The organism is Streptomyces sp. ICN903 (genome assembly GCF_022015835.1).
GTDB classification, from domain to species: Bacteria; Actinomycetota; Actinomycetes; order Streptomycetales; family Streptomycetaceae; genus Streptomyces; species Streptomyces fenghuangensis.
In genome coordinates, this window is sequence record NZ_JAKMAY010000132.1 from 1 (window position 1) to 15,142 (window position 15,142).

Annotated in this window: 14 protein-coding genes and 1 pseudogene; 8 read left to right on the forward strand and 7 right to left on the reverse strand. The window is 74.5% G+C overall.

Going from position 1 to position 15,142, the window contains the following annotated elements:
* Positions 1–59 precede the first annotated feature (59 nt).
* Positions 60–1,229 carry a magnesium and cobalt transport protein CorA gene (locus L7D48_RS15305; protein WP_237879995.1) on the reverse strand — a complete coding sequence of 390 codons (1,170 nt, stop codon included), beginning with the start codon at positions 1,227–1,229 and terminating at the stop codon, positions 60–62.
* Between the two features lie 485 nt (positions 1,230–1,714).
* Here L7D48_RS15305 and L7D48_RS15310 point away from each other — a divergent pair, with 485 nt between their 5' ends.
* From L7D48_RS15310 to L7D48_RS15325, 4 genes are all read left to right on the forward strand, one after another.
* Positions 1,715–2,326: a suppressor of fused domain protein gene (locus L7D48_RS15310; protein ID WP_237879996.1), complete on the forward strand. Its 612-nt coding sequence runs from the start codon at positions 1,715–1,717 to the stop codon at positions 2,324–2,326.
* 79 nt (positions 2,327–2,405) lie between these two features.
* The gene (locus tag L7D48_RS15315; RefSeq protein ID WP_237879997.1) at positions 2,406–3,056 is read left to right on the forward strand and encodes a DUF6758 family protein; all 651 of its coding nucleotides are present in this window, start codon (positions 2,406–2,408) and stop codon (positions 3,054–3,056) included.
* 105 nt (positions 3,057–3,161) lie between these two features.
* Positions 3,162–4,007, forward strand: a complete 846-nt coding sequence (locus L7D48_RS15320) for a PHP domain-containing protein (protein ID WP_237879998.1) — start codon at positions 3,162–3,164, stop codon at positions 4,005–4,007.
* A 53-nt stretch (positions 4,008–4,060) separates the two neighbouring features.
* Positions 4,061–4,669, forward strand: coding sequence for a MarC family protein (locus tag L7D48_RS15325; RefSeq protein WP_237879999.1), 609 nt, complete (start codon positions 4,061–4,063; stop codon positions 4,667–4,669).
* Positions 4,670–4,677: 8 nt separating this feature from the next.
* On the opposite strand, the gene L7D48_RS15330 is transcribed toward L7D48_RS15325, so the two are convergent.
* Complete coding sequence (locus tag L7D48_RS15330) at positions 4,678–5,604, reverse strand: alpha/beta fold hydrolase (RefSeq protein ID WP_237880000.1); 927 nt, start codon at positions 5,602–5,604, stop codon at positions 4,678–4,680.
* A gap of 468 nt (positions 5,605–6,072) precedes the next feature.
* Positions 6,073–7,519: pseudogene (locus L7D48_RS15335) on the reverse strand (DEAD/DEAH box helicase); the annotation flags it as partial.
* Between the two features lie 440 nt (positions 7,520–7,959).
* Here L7D48_RS15335 and L7D48_RS15340 point away from each other — a divergent pair.
* Positions 7,960–8,742 (forward strand): ferritin-like fold-containing protein, encoded by a 783-nt coding sequence (locus tag L7D48_RS15340; protein ID WP_237880002.1) that lies wholly within the window; start codon positions 7,960–7,962, stop codon positions 8,740–8,742.
* Positions 8,743–8,788: 46 nt separating this feature from the next.
* Here L7D48_RS15340 and L7D48_RS15345 read toward each other — a convergent pair whose 3' ends face one another.
* From L7D48_RS15345 to L7D48_RS15360, 4 genes are all read right to left on the reverse strand, one after another.
* Positions 8,789–9,073: a hypothetical protein gene (locus L7D48_RS15345; RefSeq protein WP_237880003.1), complete on the reverse strand. Its 285-nt coding sequence runs from the start codon at positions 9,071–9,073 to the stop codon at positions 8,789–8,791.
* Positions 9,074–9,329: 256 nt separating this feature from the next.
* A complete protein-coding gene (locus L7D48_RS15350; protein WP_093661275.1) occupies positions 9,330–9,557 on the reverse strand; it encodes a DUF3107 domain-containing protein in 228 nt (75 codons plus the stop codon).
* A 172-nt stretch (positions 9,558–9,729) separates the two neighbouring features.
* Complete coding sequence (locus tag L7D48_RS15355) at positions 9,730–10,356, reverse strand: TetR/AcrR family transcriptional regulator (protein ID WP_206348671.1); 627 nt, start codon at positions 10,354–10,356, stop codon at positions 9,730–9,732.
* A 207-nt stretch (positions 10,357–10,563) separates the two neighbouring features.
* On the reverse strand, positions 10,564–10,800 hold the full coding sequence (locus L7D48_RS15360; protein WP_237880004.1) for a hypothetical protein: 237 nt from the start codon (positions 10,798–10,800) through the stop codon (positions 10,564–10,566).
* A gap of 122 nt (positions 10,801–10,922) precedes the next feature.
* Between L7D48_RS15360 and L7D48_RS15365 the strand changes: the two genes are divergently transcribed.
* From L7D48_RS15365 to L7D48_RS15375, 3 genes are all read left to right on the forward strand, one after another.
* Positions 10,923–11,888 carry an alpha/beta fold hydrolase gene (locus L7D48_RS15365; protein WP_237880005.1) on the forward strand — a complete coding sequence of 322 codons (966 nt, stop codon included), beginning with the start codon at positions 10,923–10,925 and terminating at the stop codon, positions 11,886–11,888.
* Between the two features lie 177 nt (positions 11,889–12,065).
* Complete coding sequence (locus L7D48_RS15370; protein WP_237880006.1) at positions 12,066–13,271, forward strand: DUF3152 domain-containing protein; 1,206 nt, start codon at positions 12,066–12,068, stop codon at positions 13,269–13,271.
* 185 nt (positions 13,272–13,456) lie between these two features.
* Positions 13,457–15,142: DUF3492 domain-containing protein (locus L7D48_RS15375; protein ID WP_237880007.1), on the forward strand; the 1,686-nt coding region annotated here is incomplete at its 3' end.

Genomic DNA, 15,142 nt, shown 5'->3' on the forward strand with positions numbered 1-15,142 from the left:
CGCCCCGGCCTTCCGCGACCGGCGGGGCAGGCGGCGGGGCCCGGCGGGCCCGGTGCGCCCTACAGCCAGCCGTTGCGCTTGAAGCCGCGGTGGATGGCGTAGCAGATCCCGACGATCACGGTCATGACGGCCGGGTAGCCGTAACGCCACTGGAGCTCCGGCATGTACTCGAAGTTCATGCCGTAGATCCCGGCGATCATCGTCGGGACGGCGAAGATCGCCGCCCACGAGGTGATCTTCCGCATGTCCTCGTTCTGCGCGACCGTCGCCTGGGCCAGGTTCGCCTGGAGGATGGAGTTGAGCAGGTCGTCGAAGGAGAGCACCTGCTCGTTGACCCGGGTCAGATGGTCCGCCACATCGCGGAAGTACTTCTGGATGTCGGGGTCGACCAGCCGCATCGGCCGCTCGCTCAGCAGCTGCATCGGTCGCAGCAGCGGCGAGACCGCCCGCTTGAACTCCAGCACCTCGCGCTTGAGCTGGTAGATCCGCCCGGCGTCGCGGCCCCGGCGGCCCCTGCCCGCGCTCTCGGAGAAGACCTGGATCTCCACCTCGTCGATGTCGTCCTGCACCGCGTCGGCGACCGCCAGGTAACCGTCCACCACCTGGTCGGCGATGGCGTGCAGCACGGCAGAGGGCCCCTTGACCAGCAGTTCGGGGTCGTCCTCCAGCCGGTGGCGCAGGGTGCGCAGCGATCCCTGGCCGCCGTGCCGGACGGTGATGATGTAGTCCCGGCCGGTGAAGCACATCACCTCACCGGTCTCCACCACCTCGCTGGAGTCGGTGAGTTCGGCGTGCTCGACATAGTGGATCGTCTTGAAGACGGTGAACAGGGAGTCGTCGTACCGCTCCAGCTTCGGCCGCTGGTGCGCGTGCACCGCGTCCTCCACGGCGAGCGGGTGCAGGCCGAACTCGCGGGCGATGCCGGAGAACTCCCGCTCGGTGGGCTCGTGCAGGCCGATCCACACGAACGCCCCGCCGCCCGGACCGTCCTGCCGGCCCTGCTGCCCCTGGGTTTCCCCCGGCTCGCGGTGGCGCAGGGAGCGCAGGGCCTCGGCCGGGGTCATGTGCCGCGACTCGCGGCGGCCGTCCCGGTAGACGGCGCAGTCCACCACCGCGCTGGTCGCGGTGGTGTCGGCGACGGAGCCGCCGTGGGCGTAGGGGTAGGCGGAGCGGCCGCCCCGGCGCAGGGCGGGGCGGACCGCGGCGCGCAGGTCACGGATCATCGACATGCTGGGCTCCTTCGCGTGCCGAGCCGCCGGTGAACGGGCGCAGCGCTGCCCGGAATGGGGGCCTACGGATCCGGGGGACAAAAAGTCCACGGGCCGGAGGTCTGCAAAGCGGGCACCACGCGGGACCGTACGCACAGGCGGCATTCGCTGAGAACGTCGGTCGAGCAGGGGACTCACGCGCTCTTCCGCGAAGCCGGTCCGCAGGAGGAAAACGAGGGGACTTCCGAGGTTTCACCGCTCGGCGGTGGGGGGAGGAAGGCCCTCAGGCAAGGGGACGTGGCTGCCGTACGGAAGAGCGGCTGGTACTGCACGGTCGACTCGGATCCATCGCAGCCCCACCTCCTCCGGCCGGTCCCCGCTGGGGGAAATCTGTGTACACGCCTTGACCAGCAGTCAACGGTAGCACTCGCGGGCGCCCCTCCATCCCGTTCCGGGGCCGACGCGTACCCTCTTTGCCTGATCAATACACGATCTATGCTCGCCGTATGGCACACGTTCTGGAACTGGTCGAGGCCCGGCTGCGCAGCGCCCTGGGAGAGCCCGACGCGCGGGCGGCGGTGACCTTCCTGGGCGCCGACCGGATCGAGGTGCTGCGCTTCCCGGACGCCGGGGAGGGCCCCGGCGGCGGAAGCGGCCTGGTGCGCTACGCCACCCTGGGGATGTCGGCGGCCCCCATGGCCGACCCCTCCGACATGCTCGCCGACCCCGAACGGGGGCCCCGTGCCGAGCTGGTGCTGACGGTGCGTGCCGGGGCGGCCGACACCGACAAGGTGCTGCGCCCGCTCGCCGTGCTCGCCGCCTCCCCCCAGGTCGAGGGCGTGGTCGTGGCCCCCGGCGCCTCGCTGGACGTGGGCGAGCCGCTATGGCCGGGCGCCCCCTTCACCTCCGTGCTGGTCGCCGAGCCCGGAGGGCTGGTGGAGGACCTGGAACTCGATCCGCCGATGGACCCGGTGCGCTTCCTCCCCCTGCTGCCGATGACGCCCAACGAGGCGGCCTGGAAGCGGGTGCACGGAGCGGCCGAACTCCAGGAGCGCTGGCTGGCCCGCGGCACCGACCTGCGCGATCCGCGGCGGGCTTCCGTGCCCCTGACGGACTGAGCCCGCCCGGAGGGACGCGCCCGATCCGTACGAGTGATCGTCCTTGACGCGCGGCTTTCCGGAGAGGACCGTGGGGCCCATGAGGGGCGAACCCAGTTGCCCGAAGTGCGGCGGCCGCGTCAGGGCGCCCGGTCTCTTCACCGACTCCTGGCAGTGCGACGTGCACGGCGCGGTCCATCCGCTGCAGCCGGTCCTCCCACCGAGTGTCGAGGCGCTCGGCGTGGTCCTCCACAGAGCCCAGGTCCCGGTGTGGATGCCCTGGCCGCTGCCGATCGGCTGGCTGTTCACCGGGATCGCCTACGCGGGCGACGACCGCAGCGGCGGCCGCGCCACGGCCGTGGCCTGCTCCGGTCCCGGCCCGCTCGGCGGCCCCGGCGAACTGCTGCTGGTCGCCGAGGAGCTGGGCGTCGGGCTCGGGGCGCGCTACGCCGGAGTGCCCGGCCCCGACCCCGGCCCGCTGATCGACGTGGACCGGCCCCCGCACGCGAAGGTGCTGGCGGGCGGACGGCCCACCCCGCTGTGGCTGGTGGACGAAGCTCCCGAGGACCGCGCGGTGTTCGCGGGGGAGGCGCGCGGCCTGTGGCTGTGGGCGATCGTCTGGCCCGAGCAGTCCGGGATGCTGATGTACGACGAGCTGGTGCTCACGGACCTGCGGGAGGCGGGCGCCGAGGTGGAGCTGGTGCCGTGCGGGGCGCTCTCCCCCCAGCTGCTCACACGACCCGGGGGCTGACCGGTCTTCGGGGCCCGGCGGCCGCCGGGCGCGGGACGGACCGGGCGCGCGTCTGTTCTACCCTGGAGTGTCCGCCTCAGCCGTCCGCCGTGGGAGCTACGTACCGTGCGCATAGACCTGCACACCCACTCCACCGCTTCGGACGGCACCGACACCCCCGCCGAGCTGGTGCGCAACGCCTCCGCCGCCGGGCTGGACGTGGTGGCGCTGACCGACCACGACACGGTCGCCGGGCACGGCGAGGCGATCGCCGCCCTCCCCGCGGGCCTCACCCTCGTCCCCGGCGCGGAGCTCTCCTGCCGCCTGGACGGTGTGAGCCTGCACATGCTGGCCTACCTGTTCGACCCGGACGAGCCCGAGCTGGCACGTGAGCGCGAACTCGTCCGCGACGACCGGGTGCCGCGCGCGAAGGGCATGGTCGCCAGGCTCCGCGAGCTGGGCGTGCCGATCACCTGGGAACGGGTCGCCGAGATCGCCGGGGACGGCTCGGTCGGCCGCCCCCACATCGCGAGCGCGATGGTGGAGCTGGGCGTCGTCGAGACCGTCTCCGACGCCTTCACCGCCGAGTGGATCGCCGACGACGGCCGCGCCTACGTCGGCAAGCACGAACTGGATCCCTTCGAGGCGGTCCGGCTGATCAAGGGCGCCGGCGGGGTCTCGGTCTTCGCGCACCCCCTGGCCGTCAAGCGCGGGCGGTGCGTGCCGGAGAGCGCCGTCGCGGAACTGGCCGCAGCCGGCCTCGACGGCGTCGAGGTGGACCACATGGACCATGACGCCGCGACCCGCGAGCGGTTGCGGGGCATGGCCCGCGACCTCGGCCTGCTGGTCACCGGCTCCAGCGACTACCACGGCAGCCGCAAGACCTGCCGGCTCGGGGAGTACACCACCGACCCCGACGTCTACGCCGAGATCGCCGCCCGCGGATCAGGCGCGGCGCCCGTCTCCGCCTGAACCGCCCTCAGATCCACACCGCGCGCACCGCGCACCTCACGCAAGGCAGCACCGTGTTCGACGTCGCCCTCTTCGGATCCGTCTTTGTCACACTTTTCGTGATCATGGACCCGCCCGGCATCATCCCGATCTTCCTCGCCCTCTCCTCCGGACGCCCGGTCAAGGTCCAGCGCAGGATGGCGCTGCAGGCCACCGCCGTCGCCTTCGGGGTGATCGCCGTCTTCGGCCTGCTGGGGCAGCAGATCCTGGACTACCTGCACGTGTCGATCCCCGCGCTGATGGTCGCGGGCGGTCTCCTGCTGCTCCTGGTCGCCCTGGACCTGCTCACCGGCAGGGCGGAGGAGCCCACCCAGACCAAGGACGTCAACGCAGCACTGGTGCCGCTGGGCATGCCTCTGCTGGCCGGGCCCGGCGCGATCGTCTCCGTCATTCTGGCCGTGCAGCGGGCGGACGGGCCGGCCGACCACGCCGCGGTGTGGACGGCCATCGCCGTGCTGCACATCGTGCTGTGGCTGGTGATGCGGTACTCGCTGCTGATCATCCGCGTCATCAAGGACGGTGGCGTGGTCCTGGTGACCCGGCTGTCGGGCATGCTGCTGTCGGCGATCGCGGTCCAGCAGATCGCCAACGGCGTCACGCGGTTCATCCAGGGCGGTGGCTGAGCCGGGCTCTAGGCGGAACCGGTCCCGTTCCCGGCCCCTTCCCCGGTCCCGTCCCCGCTTCCCGCACCGCTCCCGCAGTCGTGCCAGAAGGCGGCCAGCGCCTGGGCCGTGTGGCCGGGGCGCTCGGCCCCCGGCGAGTGCCCGGCGCCCGCCACCACCGTGCGCCGGGCGTCCAGCCGCCGCGCCATCTCGTCCATCAGCGGCACCGGCCAGGCGTAGTCCGCCTCGCCCGACAGCACGTGCTTGGGCAGCGGCACGGCGGCCAGCGCCCCGACCCGGTCCGGCTCGGTCAGCAGCTGGCGGCCGGTGGCGACGAGCTGCTCGGGGACGGTGGCCAGCCAGCGGCGGTGCAGGAACTCGGCCACGGCCGTGTCGGTGGCCTCGTCCGCGGCCTCCGGCGGGTCCAGGTCGCGCATCGCCCGCCACACCGACTCCATGTCCAGCACCGCCAGCGCCTCGATCAGCATCCTGGTGCGCTCCTGCTGGAGGTGCGTGATGGCGGCGGGGCCGGAGCTCATGATCGTCAGCGAGCGGAAGGGGGCCGCGTCCCGCAGCACGGCGGCGCGGGCGATCAGCCCGCCCAGGGAGTGCCCCAGCAGATGGACGCCCCCGGCCTCCCCGGCGCCCCCGCCGAGCGCCTCCGCCTGGGCCAGCACGTCCAGGGCCAGCTCGTCCTGGGCGTACGCGCCGAGCTCGCGCGGCCCCTCGGTCTCGTACTGCCCGCGGCCGTCCACGGCCACCACGCGGAAGCCCGCGCGGGCCAGCGGGGCGAGCAGGGCGATGAAGTCCTCCTTGCTGCCGGTGAACCCGGGCACCAGCAGGGCCGTACCGGCGCGCGGCTCACCCGCGTCGTGCACGGCGAACTCGCCGCGAGCGGTCTCCAGGCGGTACGCCCGGGCGCCGGGCGGCAGGGTCAGGGTCGGCGGCTTGCTCATGAGGCGAGGCTAGCGGCCCTCCGCCCGCGCCCATGAGCGCGCCCGCGCCCATGAGCGCGCCCGCGCCCATGACGGCACCCGCCCCCGCCGCGGGTGCGGCGGGGGCGGACATCGTCGTGATCACGGGCACGCGGCGGCGGTGTACGCCGCCGCGCATCCGTCAGCTCTCCGGGGCGGCCTCCGTGGCCGCCGGGCGGGCACCGGCTCCGCCGCGGGTGCGACGGCGGCGGCGCGGCCTGCGGGCCTCGCCGGAGGAGTCCCCCGGCCCGTCCGCGGAAGCGCCCTCGCCGCCCTGCGCGGCCGGGGCCTCGGTGTGCGCGGCCCGGCCTGCCTGGGGAGCGGCACCGGCACCGGCGCGGGTGCGACGGCGGCGGCGCGGCCTGCGGGCCTCGCCGGAGGCGTCAGCCGGCGCACCGGAGTCCTCCGCCTCACCGGCCGGTGGGGCGGCGACGTCGGCGCCGGGGTGCTCCAGGGCCTGGCCGCCGCGGGTACGGCGGCGCCGGCGCGGGGTGCGGGTGCGCGGCGCGGGCTCCTCGGAGGCGGGGGCCGAGGCCCCGCGGCCGCGGCCCCTGCCGCGTCCCCCGGTCTCGCCCAGGTCCTCGACCTCCTCGGCCGCGAGCCCGGCACGGGTGCGCTCGGCGCGCGGCAGTATCCCCTTGGTGCCCTCGGGGATGCCCAGCGCCTCGTACAGGTGCGGGGAGGTGGAGTACGTCTCCGGCGGATCGTTGAAGTCCAGGACGAGCGCCTTGTTGATCAGCTGCCAGCGCGGGATGTCGTCCCAGTCGACGAGGGTGACGGCCGTACCCGTGTTGCCCGCGCGGCCGGTGCGGCCGATGCGGTGCAGATAGGTCTTCTCGTCCTCCGGCGTCTGGTAGTTGATCACATGCGTGACGCCCTCGACGTCGATGCCGCGGGCGGCGACGTCGGTGCAGACGAGCACGTCGATCTTGCCGTTGCGGAAGGCGCGCAGCGCCTGCTCGCGCGCCCCCTGGCCGAGGTCGCCGTGCACCGCGCCCGCGGCGAAACCGCGGCGCGAGAGCTGGTCGGCCACATCGGCGGCCGTCCGCTTGGTGCGGCAGAAGATCATCGCCAGTCCGCGGCCGTCGGCCTGCAGGATCCGGGAGACCATCTCCACCTTGTCCAGCGAGTGCGCCCGGAAGACGTGCTGCGCGGTGTTGGCCACCGTCGCGCCCTCGTCGTCCGGCGCGGTGGCGCGGATGTGGGTGGGCTGCGACATGTAGCGCCGGGCCAGGGAGATGACCTGCCCCGGCATGGTCGCGGAGAACAGCATCGTCTGCCGCTTGACGGGCAGCTGCTGGATGATCTTCTCGACGTCCGGCAGGAAGCCGAGGTCGAGCATCTCGTCGGCCTCGTCCAGCACCAGCGTGCGGATGTGCGCCAGGCTCAGCTTGCGCTGGCCGGCCAGGTCGAGGAGGCGGCCGGGGGTGCCGACGACCACGTCGACGCCCTTCTTCAGCGCCTCGACCTGGGGCTCGTAGGCGCGGCCGCCGTAGATCGCCAGCACCCGGACGTTGCGGACCTTGCCCGCGGTCAGGAGGTCGTTGGTGACCTGCTGGCACAGCTCGCGGGTGGGGACGACCACGAGTGCCTGCGGGGCGTCGGTCAGCTGCTCCGGTGCGGCCCGGCCGGCGTCGACGTCGGCGGGGACGACGACGGACTCCAGGAGCGGCAGACCGAATCCGAGGGTCTTGCCGGTGCCGGTCTTGGCCTGGCCGATGACGTCCGAGCCGGACAGTGCGACCGGGAGGGTCATCTCCTGGATGGGGAACGGGGACGTGATGCCGACGGCTTCCAGCGCCTCGGCGGTCTCGGGAAGGATCCCGAGCTCTCGGAATGTGGTGGTCAGGATGCTTGCCTCTTCCGTGAGACGCGGGACGGGGGAGCGAGGGCGCACCCCGGGGGAGCGGGGTGGGTCGTACCGCGCCGGACGCCGGCTGCCTGTCGGGCGGCCTCGCGGCGCAGGACCACGGGCTCTCGCTCAAGCGCTCGTACCGCGCGAGCGGGCCCCTCACCGCGGCCCGTGCGGAACGCCCGGCTGCGTGTGTCCGCAGCCGACACTCCGCATACGGCCCACGTGGAGGGCGGTCGTGTCGGAGCCGATCGGGCCACCGACCGGGCATCCGTTACGGGCCCGGAGAACGTCCCCGGGGCCCGGATAACACAGTATGCGCAGAACCCGCTGTCAGGAAGCGGGCCCAATATCACTGTACCCCCTGATCCCGCATCCGCGCCCGGCCGATCCCCGGGAACGGGCCGCCGCGAAGGCGGCGCCGGACCGCTCCGGGTGCCTCCCGGGCAGGTCGGACGGCCTGGCGGCGGGCTATTGTGCCCGGCATGGAGACGTCTGACACATCCCCCGCCGGCCCCGAGGGAACCGGGAGCGCCGAGAGGGCCGAGAGGGCCGCAGGAACCGAGGACACCGAGGGGACCACCGTCCAGGACTGGGCATCGGCATCGGCCGACCCCCAGTACCGGGCGGCGGTCGTGGACCTGCTGGGCGCGCTGGCCTACGGGGAACTGGCCGCGTTCGAACGGCTCGCGGAGGACGCCAAGCTGGCCCCGACCCTCGTGGACAAGGCGGAGCTGGCCTCCATGGCGTCGGCGGAGTTCCAGCACTTCGAGCGGCTGCGCGGCCGGCTCGCGGAGATCGGCGAGGACCCCGCCGCGGCGATGGAGCCGTTCGCCGCCGCGCTGGACGAGTTCCACCGCCAGACCGCGCCGTCGGACTGGCTGGAGGGCCTGATCAAGGCGTACGTCGGCGACTCGATCGCCTCCGACTTCTACCGGGAGGTCGCCGCCCACCTCGACTCCGACACCCGGGCCCTGGTGCTGGGGGTGCTGGACGACACCGGGCACTCCGGCTTCGCGGTGGAGAAGGTGCGCGGGGCCATCGAGGCCGACCCCCGGGTCGGCGGCAGGCTCGCCCTGTGGGCCCGCCGCCTGATGGGCGAGGCGCTGTCGCAGGCCCAGCGGGTGGTCGCCGAGCGCGACGCGCTGTCGATGATGCTGGTCGGCGGGGTCACCGCGGGATTCGACCTGGCCGAGGTCGGCCGGATGTTCTCGCGGATCACCGAGGCACACACCAAGCGCATGGCCGCGCTGGGGCTGGCGGCCTGACGGGTGCGCCCCGCCGGGTGCGGCGGGGCACCCCGGCCGCGCCGTCTCAGACCGCGCCCACGTGAGGCCGGCCGGCCGCCGGGCCGCCGCGGTGGCGGGGGCGGACCAGCAGGGACAGCAGGGCCACCGCGACCAGGGAGGCGACCACGAGGGTGGGAAGCGCGTGTCCGGGGCCCAGCACCACACGTGTGATCACGCCGCCGCAGAAGGCGGCCGCGGGCCCGGTGACCAGGACCAGAGACCTGTCGCGGAACCGGTCCGCGAAACGGCGGCCGGCGACGAGGGCGACGGCGAGACCGACGAGCGCCGAGCCGAGCACTTCCCAGAGCATTGGGTCCTCCCGCGGGCCGTTGGGGTGCGCATCGGGCTACTCGGTCCTACCCAGGGCGCGCCGGGGACGAAACGGATGAGGACGCGGAGGGCCGGGCGGAATCCCGCCCGGCCCTCCGCGCACTGCTCACCGCGCCGCTCGCGCCGGCCTCGCGGCCGGTCTCCTCACCGGGTTCCGGAGCCCCGCGGAGCCTCGCCGAGGTCCCGCGGAGGTCCCGCGGAGGTCCCGCGGAGGTCCCGCGGAGCCTCGCGGATCCCTACAGAGCCCCGAAGCCAACCTTGCGGCCGCTGGGCTCGCCGATGTCCACGTAGGCCAGCCGGTCGGCCGGAACGACCACCCGGCGACCGTGCTCGTCCACCAGGCTGAGCAGCTGCGACTTGCCGGTCAGCGCCTCGGCGACGGTGCGCTCGATCTCCTCGGCCGTCTGCCCGCTCTCCAGAACGATCTCGCGAGGCGCGTGCTGCACGCCGATCTTGACCTCCACGGCTATGTCCCTTCCGAACGGTTGGTGATTCTCCCTGGCTGAGCCGGGGCGGGGTGCGCGGGCGGGCCGCGCCGTCATGCCAGCAACATTAGCCCTCGCGGGGACGGTGGGCCGCTCGCGACCGCACGCCGACAGCGAACACCGGGCGGCCGCACGCCGTGGGCGGCCGGGCTCAGCCGTGCATCGGGAAGCCCGCGATGCCCCGCCAGGAGAGCGAGGAGATGAGTTTGGTGGCGGTGTCGCGCGGGACCTTCTGCCCGGCGCTCAGCCAGTACCGGGCGGTGATCTGCGCCATGCCGCACAGTCCGACGGCCAGCAGCATCGCCTGGTCCGGCGGCAGGTCGGTGTCCTCGGAGATCACCTCGCTGACCGCCTCGGCGCAGTCCAGGCTGACCTTGTCCACCCGGTTGCGGACCTCGGGCTCGTTGGTCAGGTCGGACTCGAAGACGAGGCGGAAGGCCCCGCCCTCGTCCTCCACGTACGCGAAGTAGGCGTCCATCGTCGCCGCGACCCGGTGCTTGTTGTCCGAGGTCGAGGCCAGCGCCGCGCGCACCGACTGGACCAGCGCCTCGCAGTGCTGGTCGAGCAGGGCCAGGTACAGGTCGAGCTTGCCGGGGAAGTGCTGGTACAGCACCGGCTTGCTGACACCCGCGCGCTCGGCGATGTCGTCCATGGCCGCGGCGTGGTAGCCCTGGGCGACGAACACCTCCTGCGCCGCACCGAGCAACTGGTTGCGTCGGGCCCGGCGTGGCAGCCGTGTGCCACGCGGGCGTGCCTCGGTCTGCTCGATGGCTGTCACGCTCGCCTCCTGGGGTCTCCCTGGAACGCCTCCCGGGCAGGGCCCGGACCGAGCCCCGAGGGGGTCCGGGGGCCCGGGAATCCGGAGAGAGGTCGTCGGTACTTCCGCGCGCGGGGGTGCGCTGCGCCCGCCATCGTACTTTTGGGTAAACCTTCTGTGCGTCCGGCGGGCACAGAAATCCGCGTCCCGAACGCGCGATGTCGTGGTTTAGCGGTAATCGTCCTCGTCGAGTTCGACGACACGCGCCTGCTCGGCGGCGTCCGCGGGGTTCACCTCCGGTGAGCCGGCGGCCGGCAGCCGCGCGTCCTCGCGGGGCAGGACCTCCGCGTGCTGTTCGGCCGCGTCCGCCTCGGGAGCCTCGACTCCGAACCGCTCGGCCGCGGGCCTGCCGTCCTCGTCGTCGAACCGGTCGAAGGTGTCGGGATCGGTGGGGTCAACAGACATGACGATCCTCTTTCCAGGCTGAAGGGGTCCCACACGAGCCTAGGAGAGGAGAATTCCGGAGGCCAGGAAGGTGTGACCCCGAACACGTGAGAGCGGCAGTGATCGTCTCGTAACATTGCCCCATGTCATCGACCGAGCAGCCACAGGCGGCGGCCCCGTTCGAGGTCCCCCCTTCGGGCCGGTCGCGCGCCGGGGAGGGCGAGACGCACAGATCCGTGTCACTGCCCGGCCTGACCCTGTCGGTGCGCGGACGGCCGGGCCGGCGCCCGGGGCTGCCCGCCGCGCTGTACGTCCACGGTCTGGGCGGGTCCTCCCTGAACTGGTCCTCGCTGATGCGGGAACTGGCCGGCGAGGTCGACGGCGAGGCGGTCGACCTGCCGGGCTTCGGCCACTCGCCGCCGCCCGACGACGGCGACTACTCGGTCTCCGGGCACGCGCGCGCCGTCATCCGCTACCTCGACGTCTCCGGGCGCGGGCCGGTGCACCTGTTCGGCAACTCCCTGGGCGGCGCGGTCGCCACCCGGGTCGCGGCGGTCCGGCCCGACCTGGTGCGCACCCTCACCCTCGTCTCGCCCGCCCTGCCCGAACTGCGTCCGCAGCGCACCGCGGTGCCCACCGCCCTGCTGGCGATGCCCGGGGCCACCAGGCTCTTCGGGCGGATGACCCGCCACTGGACGGCCGAACGGCGTACCCGGGAGCTCCTGGCGCTGTGCTACGGCGATCCGGCGGCGGTGTCGCGGGAGGAGTTCGAGGCGGCCGTGGCGGAGTACGAGCGCCGCCTGGCGCTGCCGTACTTCTGGGACTCGCTCTCCCGGTCGGCGCGCGGCCTGGTGAACGCCTACACCCTCGGCGGCCAGCACGCGCTGTGGCGCCAGGCCGAGCGGGTGCTGGCGCCGACGCTGCTGGTCTACGGCGGGCGGGATCTGCTGGTCTCGTTCCGCATGGCGCGCAGGGCCGCCGCCGCGTTCCGCGAATCGCGGCTGCTGGCGCTTCCCGACGCCGGACACGTCGCGATGATGGAATATCCGGAGGCGGTGGGGGACGCCTTCAGGGATCTGCTGGGAGAAACCGATACGGGCAGGGGTTGACGAGTCGTGGGACGTCACAGTCGCCGGGGCCGGCCGGGCAGCGGCAAGCCGACGGCCATGGTCACCGGGCAGCGGCCCGCGGCCCGGCCGGCGGCCCCGGAGGAGGCCCCGCGTCCCCGGCCGGCGCAGGCTCCGCCGCACCCTCCGTCCGAAGGGCGTGCCGCGGACCGGCGCGGCGTGCCACCGGTCCGCGGCGGCCACCCCGAGCAGCGCGAACCGGGCGGCGGCTGGGGCCTGCCGCCGCGGCGGCCACCGGCCCCGGGGGCCGGGAACGGGCCCGCCGGACCGCCGCGGGAGACGGTGTACGGGACGGGGCGGATGCCGCGGCGCGAGTACGTCGAGGCGTTCGACGACGGCGTCTTCGGCTCGCCGGGCGTACCGCGCGCGGACGAGTCCGGGCCGGAGCCCGCGGCGGAGCCCGGCCGGCCGGGTGGTGACCCCCGTACGGGTGAGACGGACGGCGAGGACGGCGGCGGCCGGGACGGACGTGGCGCACACGGTGCGCGCGGCGGACGCGGTGGACGCGGCCGGGCCTTCACCGGGGTCGCGGCCGCGGCCGTGACCACTGTGCTGGCCGTCGTGGTGGCCGGGCAGGTCGCCGACGGCCGAAGCGGCATGGACCGGCAGTTGCGGGCCGGCGGCGAGGCCCAGCGCGAGGGCGCCCCGGACACCTCCCGGTTCGACACGCGCCCCACCCCCTCGGGCGGAGCGGACGAGGGGAAGGCCCCGTCCGGGACGCGGGCCTCCTACGGCGAGCGGATGGGGCGGCTGTACGACCTGGCCCCGGACTTCGAGGGCTCCGGGCGGCTCACCGCCGTCGCGGGGCGGGACGAGGCTCCCGGCAAGGGGGAGGTCGTCCGCTACCGGGTCGACGTGGAGGACGGGCTGCCGCTGGACGGGGAGCTGTTCGCCGAGGCCGTCCACCGCACCCTCAACGACGAGCGGAGCTGGAGCCACGGGGGCGCCCGCACCTTCGAGCGGGTCTCCGGCAAACCGGGGGAGTCCGGGGAGCCGGGGAAGTCCGAGGGCGGCGACCCGGTCTTCGTGATCACGCTCGCCTCCCCCTCCACCACCGCGAAGTGGTGCGCCAGATCGGGCCTGGACACCACGGTCGACAACGTCTCGTGCGACTCGGCCTCGACCGAGCGCGTCATGATCAACGCCTACCGGTGGGCGCGCGGCGCGGAGACCTTCGGGCCGGACCGGATCCGGGAGTACCGGGAGATGCTCATCAACCACGAGGTGGGCCACCGGCTCGGCAAGGGCCATGTGAACTGCCCGAAGGAAGGCGCCCTGGCGCCGGTGATGATGCAGCAGACGAAGTACCTGACGGTGGGCGGGGCGACCTGCCGGCCCAACGCCTGGCCGTTCCCCGACGCCTGACGGCCCTTCGGCTCCGGCCCGCGGTAGACGACCGAACGTTCAACCGCTGCGAAAGTCACGGTAGTTCACCCCTTCCGGTGGTGTGACGGACAACCGTCCGCCGCACCGCCCCACCTCGCGCATAACGTCTTCCCGCGACGCCACGGCGACGGCCGGTGGCCCGGAGGAGGAACGGGGGTGGACAGGTGCGCATCGCACTGCTCACGGAGGGTGGTTATCCCTATCCGCGCGGTGACTCGTACGCGTGGTGCGACCGGCTGGTGCGCGGCCTGGACGGCCACGACTTCGAGATCCACGCGCTCGGCCGCGAGGAGTGGCACAGGGACGGCGCCTGGCCCGCGCCGCCGGAGAACGTCCGGAGGGTGCGCACCGCCCCGCTGTGGGGCCCCGCCCCCGGGGGCGGCGGGCGCCCGAGTGGATACGGGCGCCGCCTCGGGCGCCGCTTCGGCGAGCACTTCGCGGACCTGGCCCGCGCGGTCTGCGCCGGTGCGGGCGGTGCGGGAGCGGAAGGCGCCGCGGGTGGGGACGGAGGGGCCGCCGCCGAGGCGGACCGTTTCGCCGACGGCCTCCACGGGCTGGCCGACCTGGCCCGGGAGCACGGCGGGCTCGCCGCGGCCCTCCGCTCCGAGCAGACGGTCCGGCTGCTGGAGGGGGCGTGCCGCGCCCCCGGCGCGCTGCGGGCCGCGCGCTCCGCGACGCCGGCCGACCTGCTCATGGTCGCCGAGCAGTTGGAGAGGGCGCTGCGGCCCCTGTCGCTGGACTGGTACGGGGCCGGGGAGACTCGCGGGCTCGCGGCCGCGGACGTCTGCCACGCGGTGGGCGCCGGCCCCGCAGCCCTCCCCGGTCTGCTGGCCCGGCGCCTCTTCGGCACCCCCCTGCTGGTGACCGAGTACGGCGTGCGGCTGCGCGAGCACTACCTCGCCAGCGCCGCGCACGCCGTCGCGCCGGACACCGTGAGCGCGCCGGTGCGCGCCCTGCTCGCCTCCCTCCACGGGAACCTGGCGCGCGAGGCGTACCGCCGCGCCGAGATCGTCACCTCCGGCAACCTCCACGCCCGGCGCTGGCAGGAGAGGTGCGGGGCGGACCGCGGGAGACTGCGCACGGTCTACCCGGGCATGGACGCGTCGGAGCTGACCGGGATCGAGGAGGACAGGGGGCGTGCCCGGCCGGACCCGGTGCTGGTGTGGGTCGGGCGGACCGGTCCCGCCAGGGACCTGATCGGCCTGCTGCACGCCTTCGCCGAGGTCCGCAGGGCCGTGCCCGGCACCCGGCTGCTGATCGCCGAGCGGCCCGGCGGCCCGGCTCCGGACGAGGACCCGGGGTCGGCCCGGTACCTGGCGCACTGCCGGGCGCTGGCCGCACAGCTCTTCCCCGACGAGGCCGCCGGCCCCCTCAGTGTCGGGGAGAACCCGGTCTGCTTCGCGCGGATCGGCGATCTTGCGCTCCCCCGTCTCGCCGACGCCTACGCCGCCGCCGACGTCGCGGTGCTCTCCAGCGTGGTGGAGGGCTTCCCGGTCCCCCTGGTCGAGGCGATGCTCGCCGGCCGCGCCACGGTCTCCACGGACGTCGGCGCGGTGTGCGAGGTCATCGGCGGCACGGGGCTCGTGGTGCCACCGCGCAATCCCCGCGCCCTGGCGGACGCCTGTACGGCCCTGCTGCGCGACCCGGCCCGCCGCGCCCGGCTGGGCGCCGCGGCGCGGGCCCGGGCGCAGGAGCTGTTCACCGCCGAGCAGAACGTCGCGGCGTTCCGCGGCATCTATCTGGAACTGCTCTCGCAGCGTCCGCTGCCCGCCGGCCCGGCCGTCGCCGCGCTGCCGTTCGCCCGGCCGCCCGAGGCCAGCCTCCCCGGCCGCTGGACCGCCCCCGCGGTC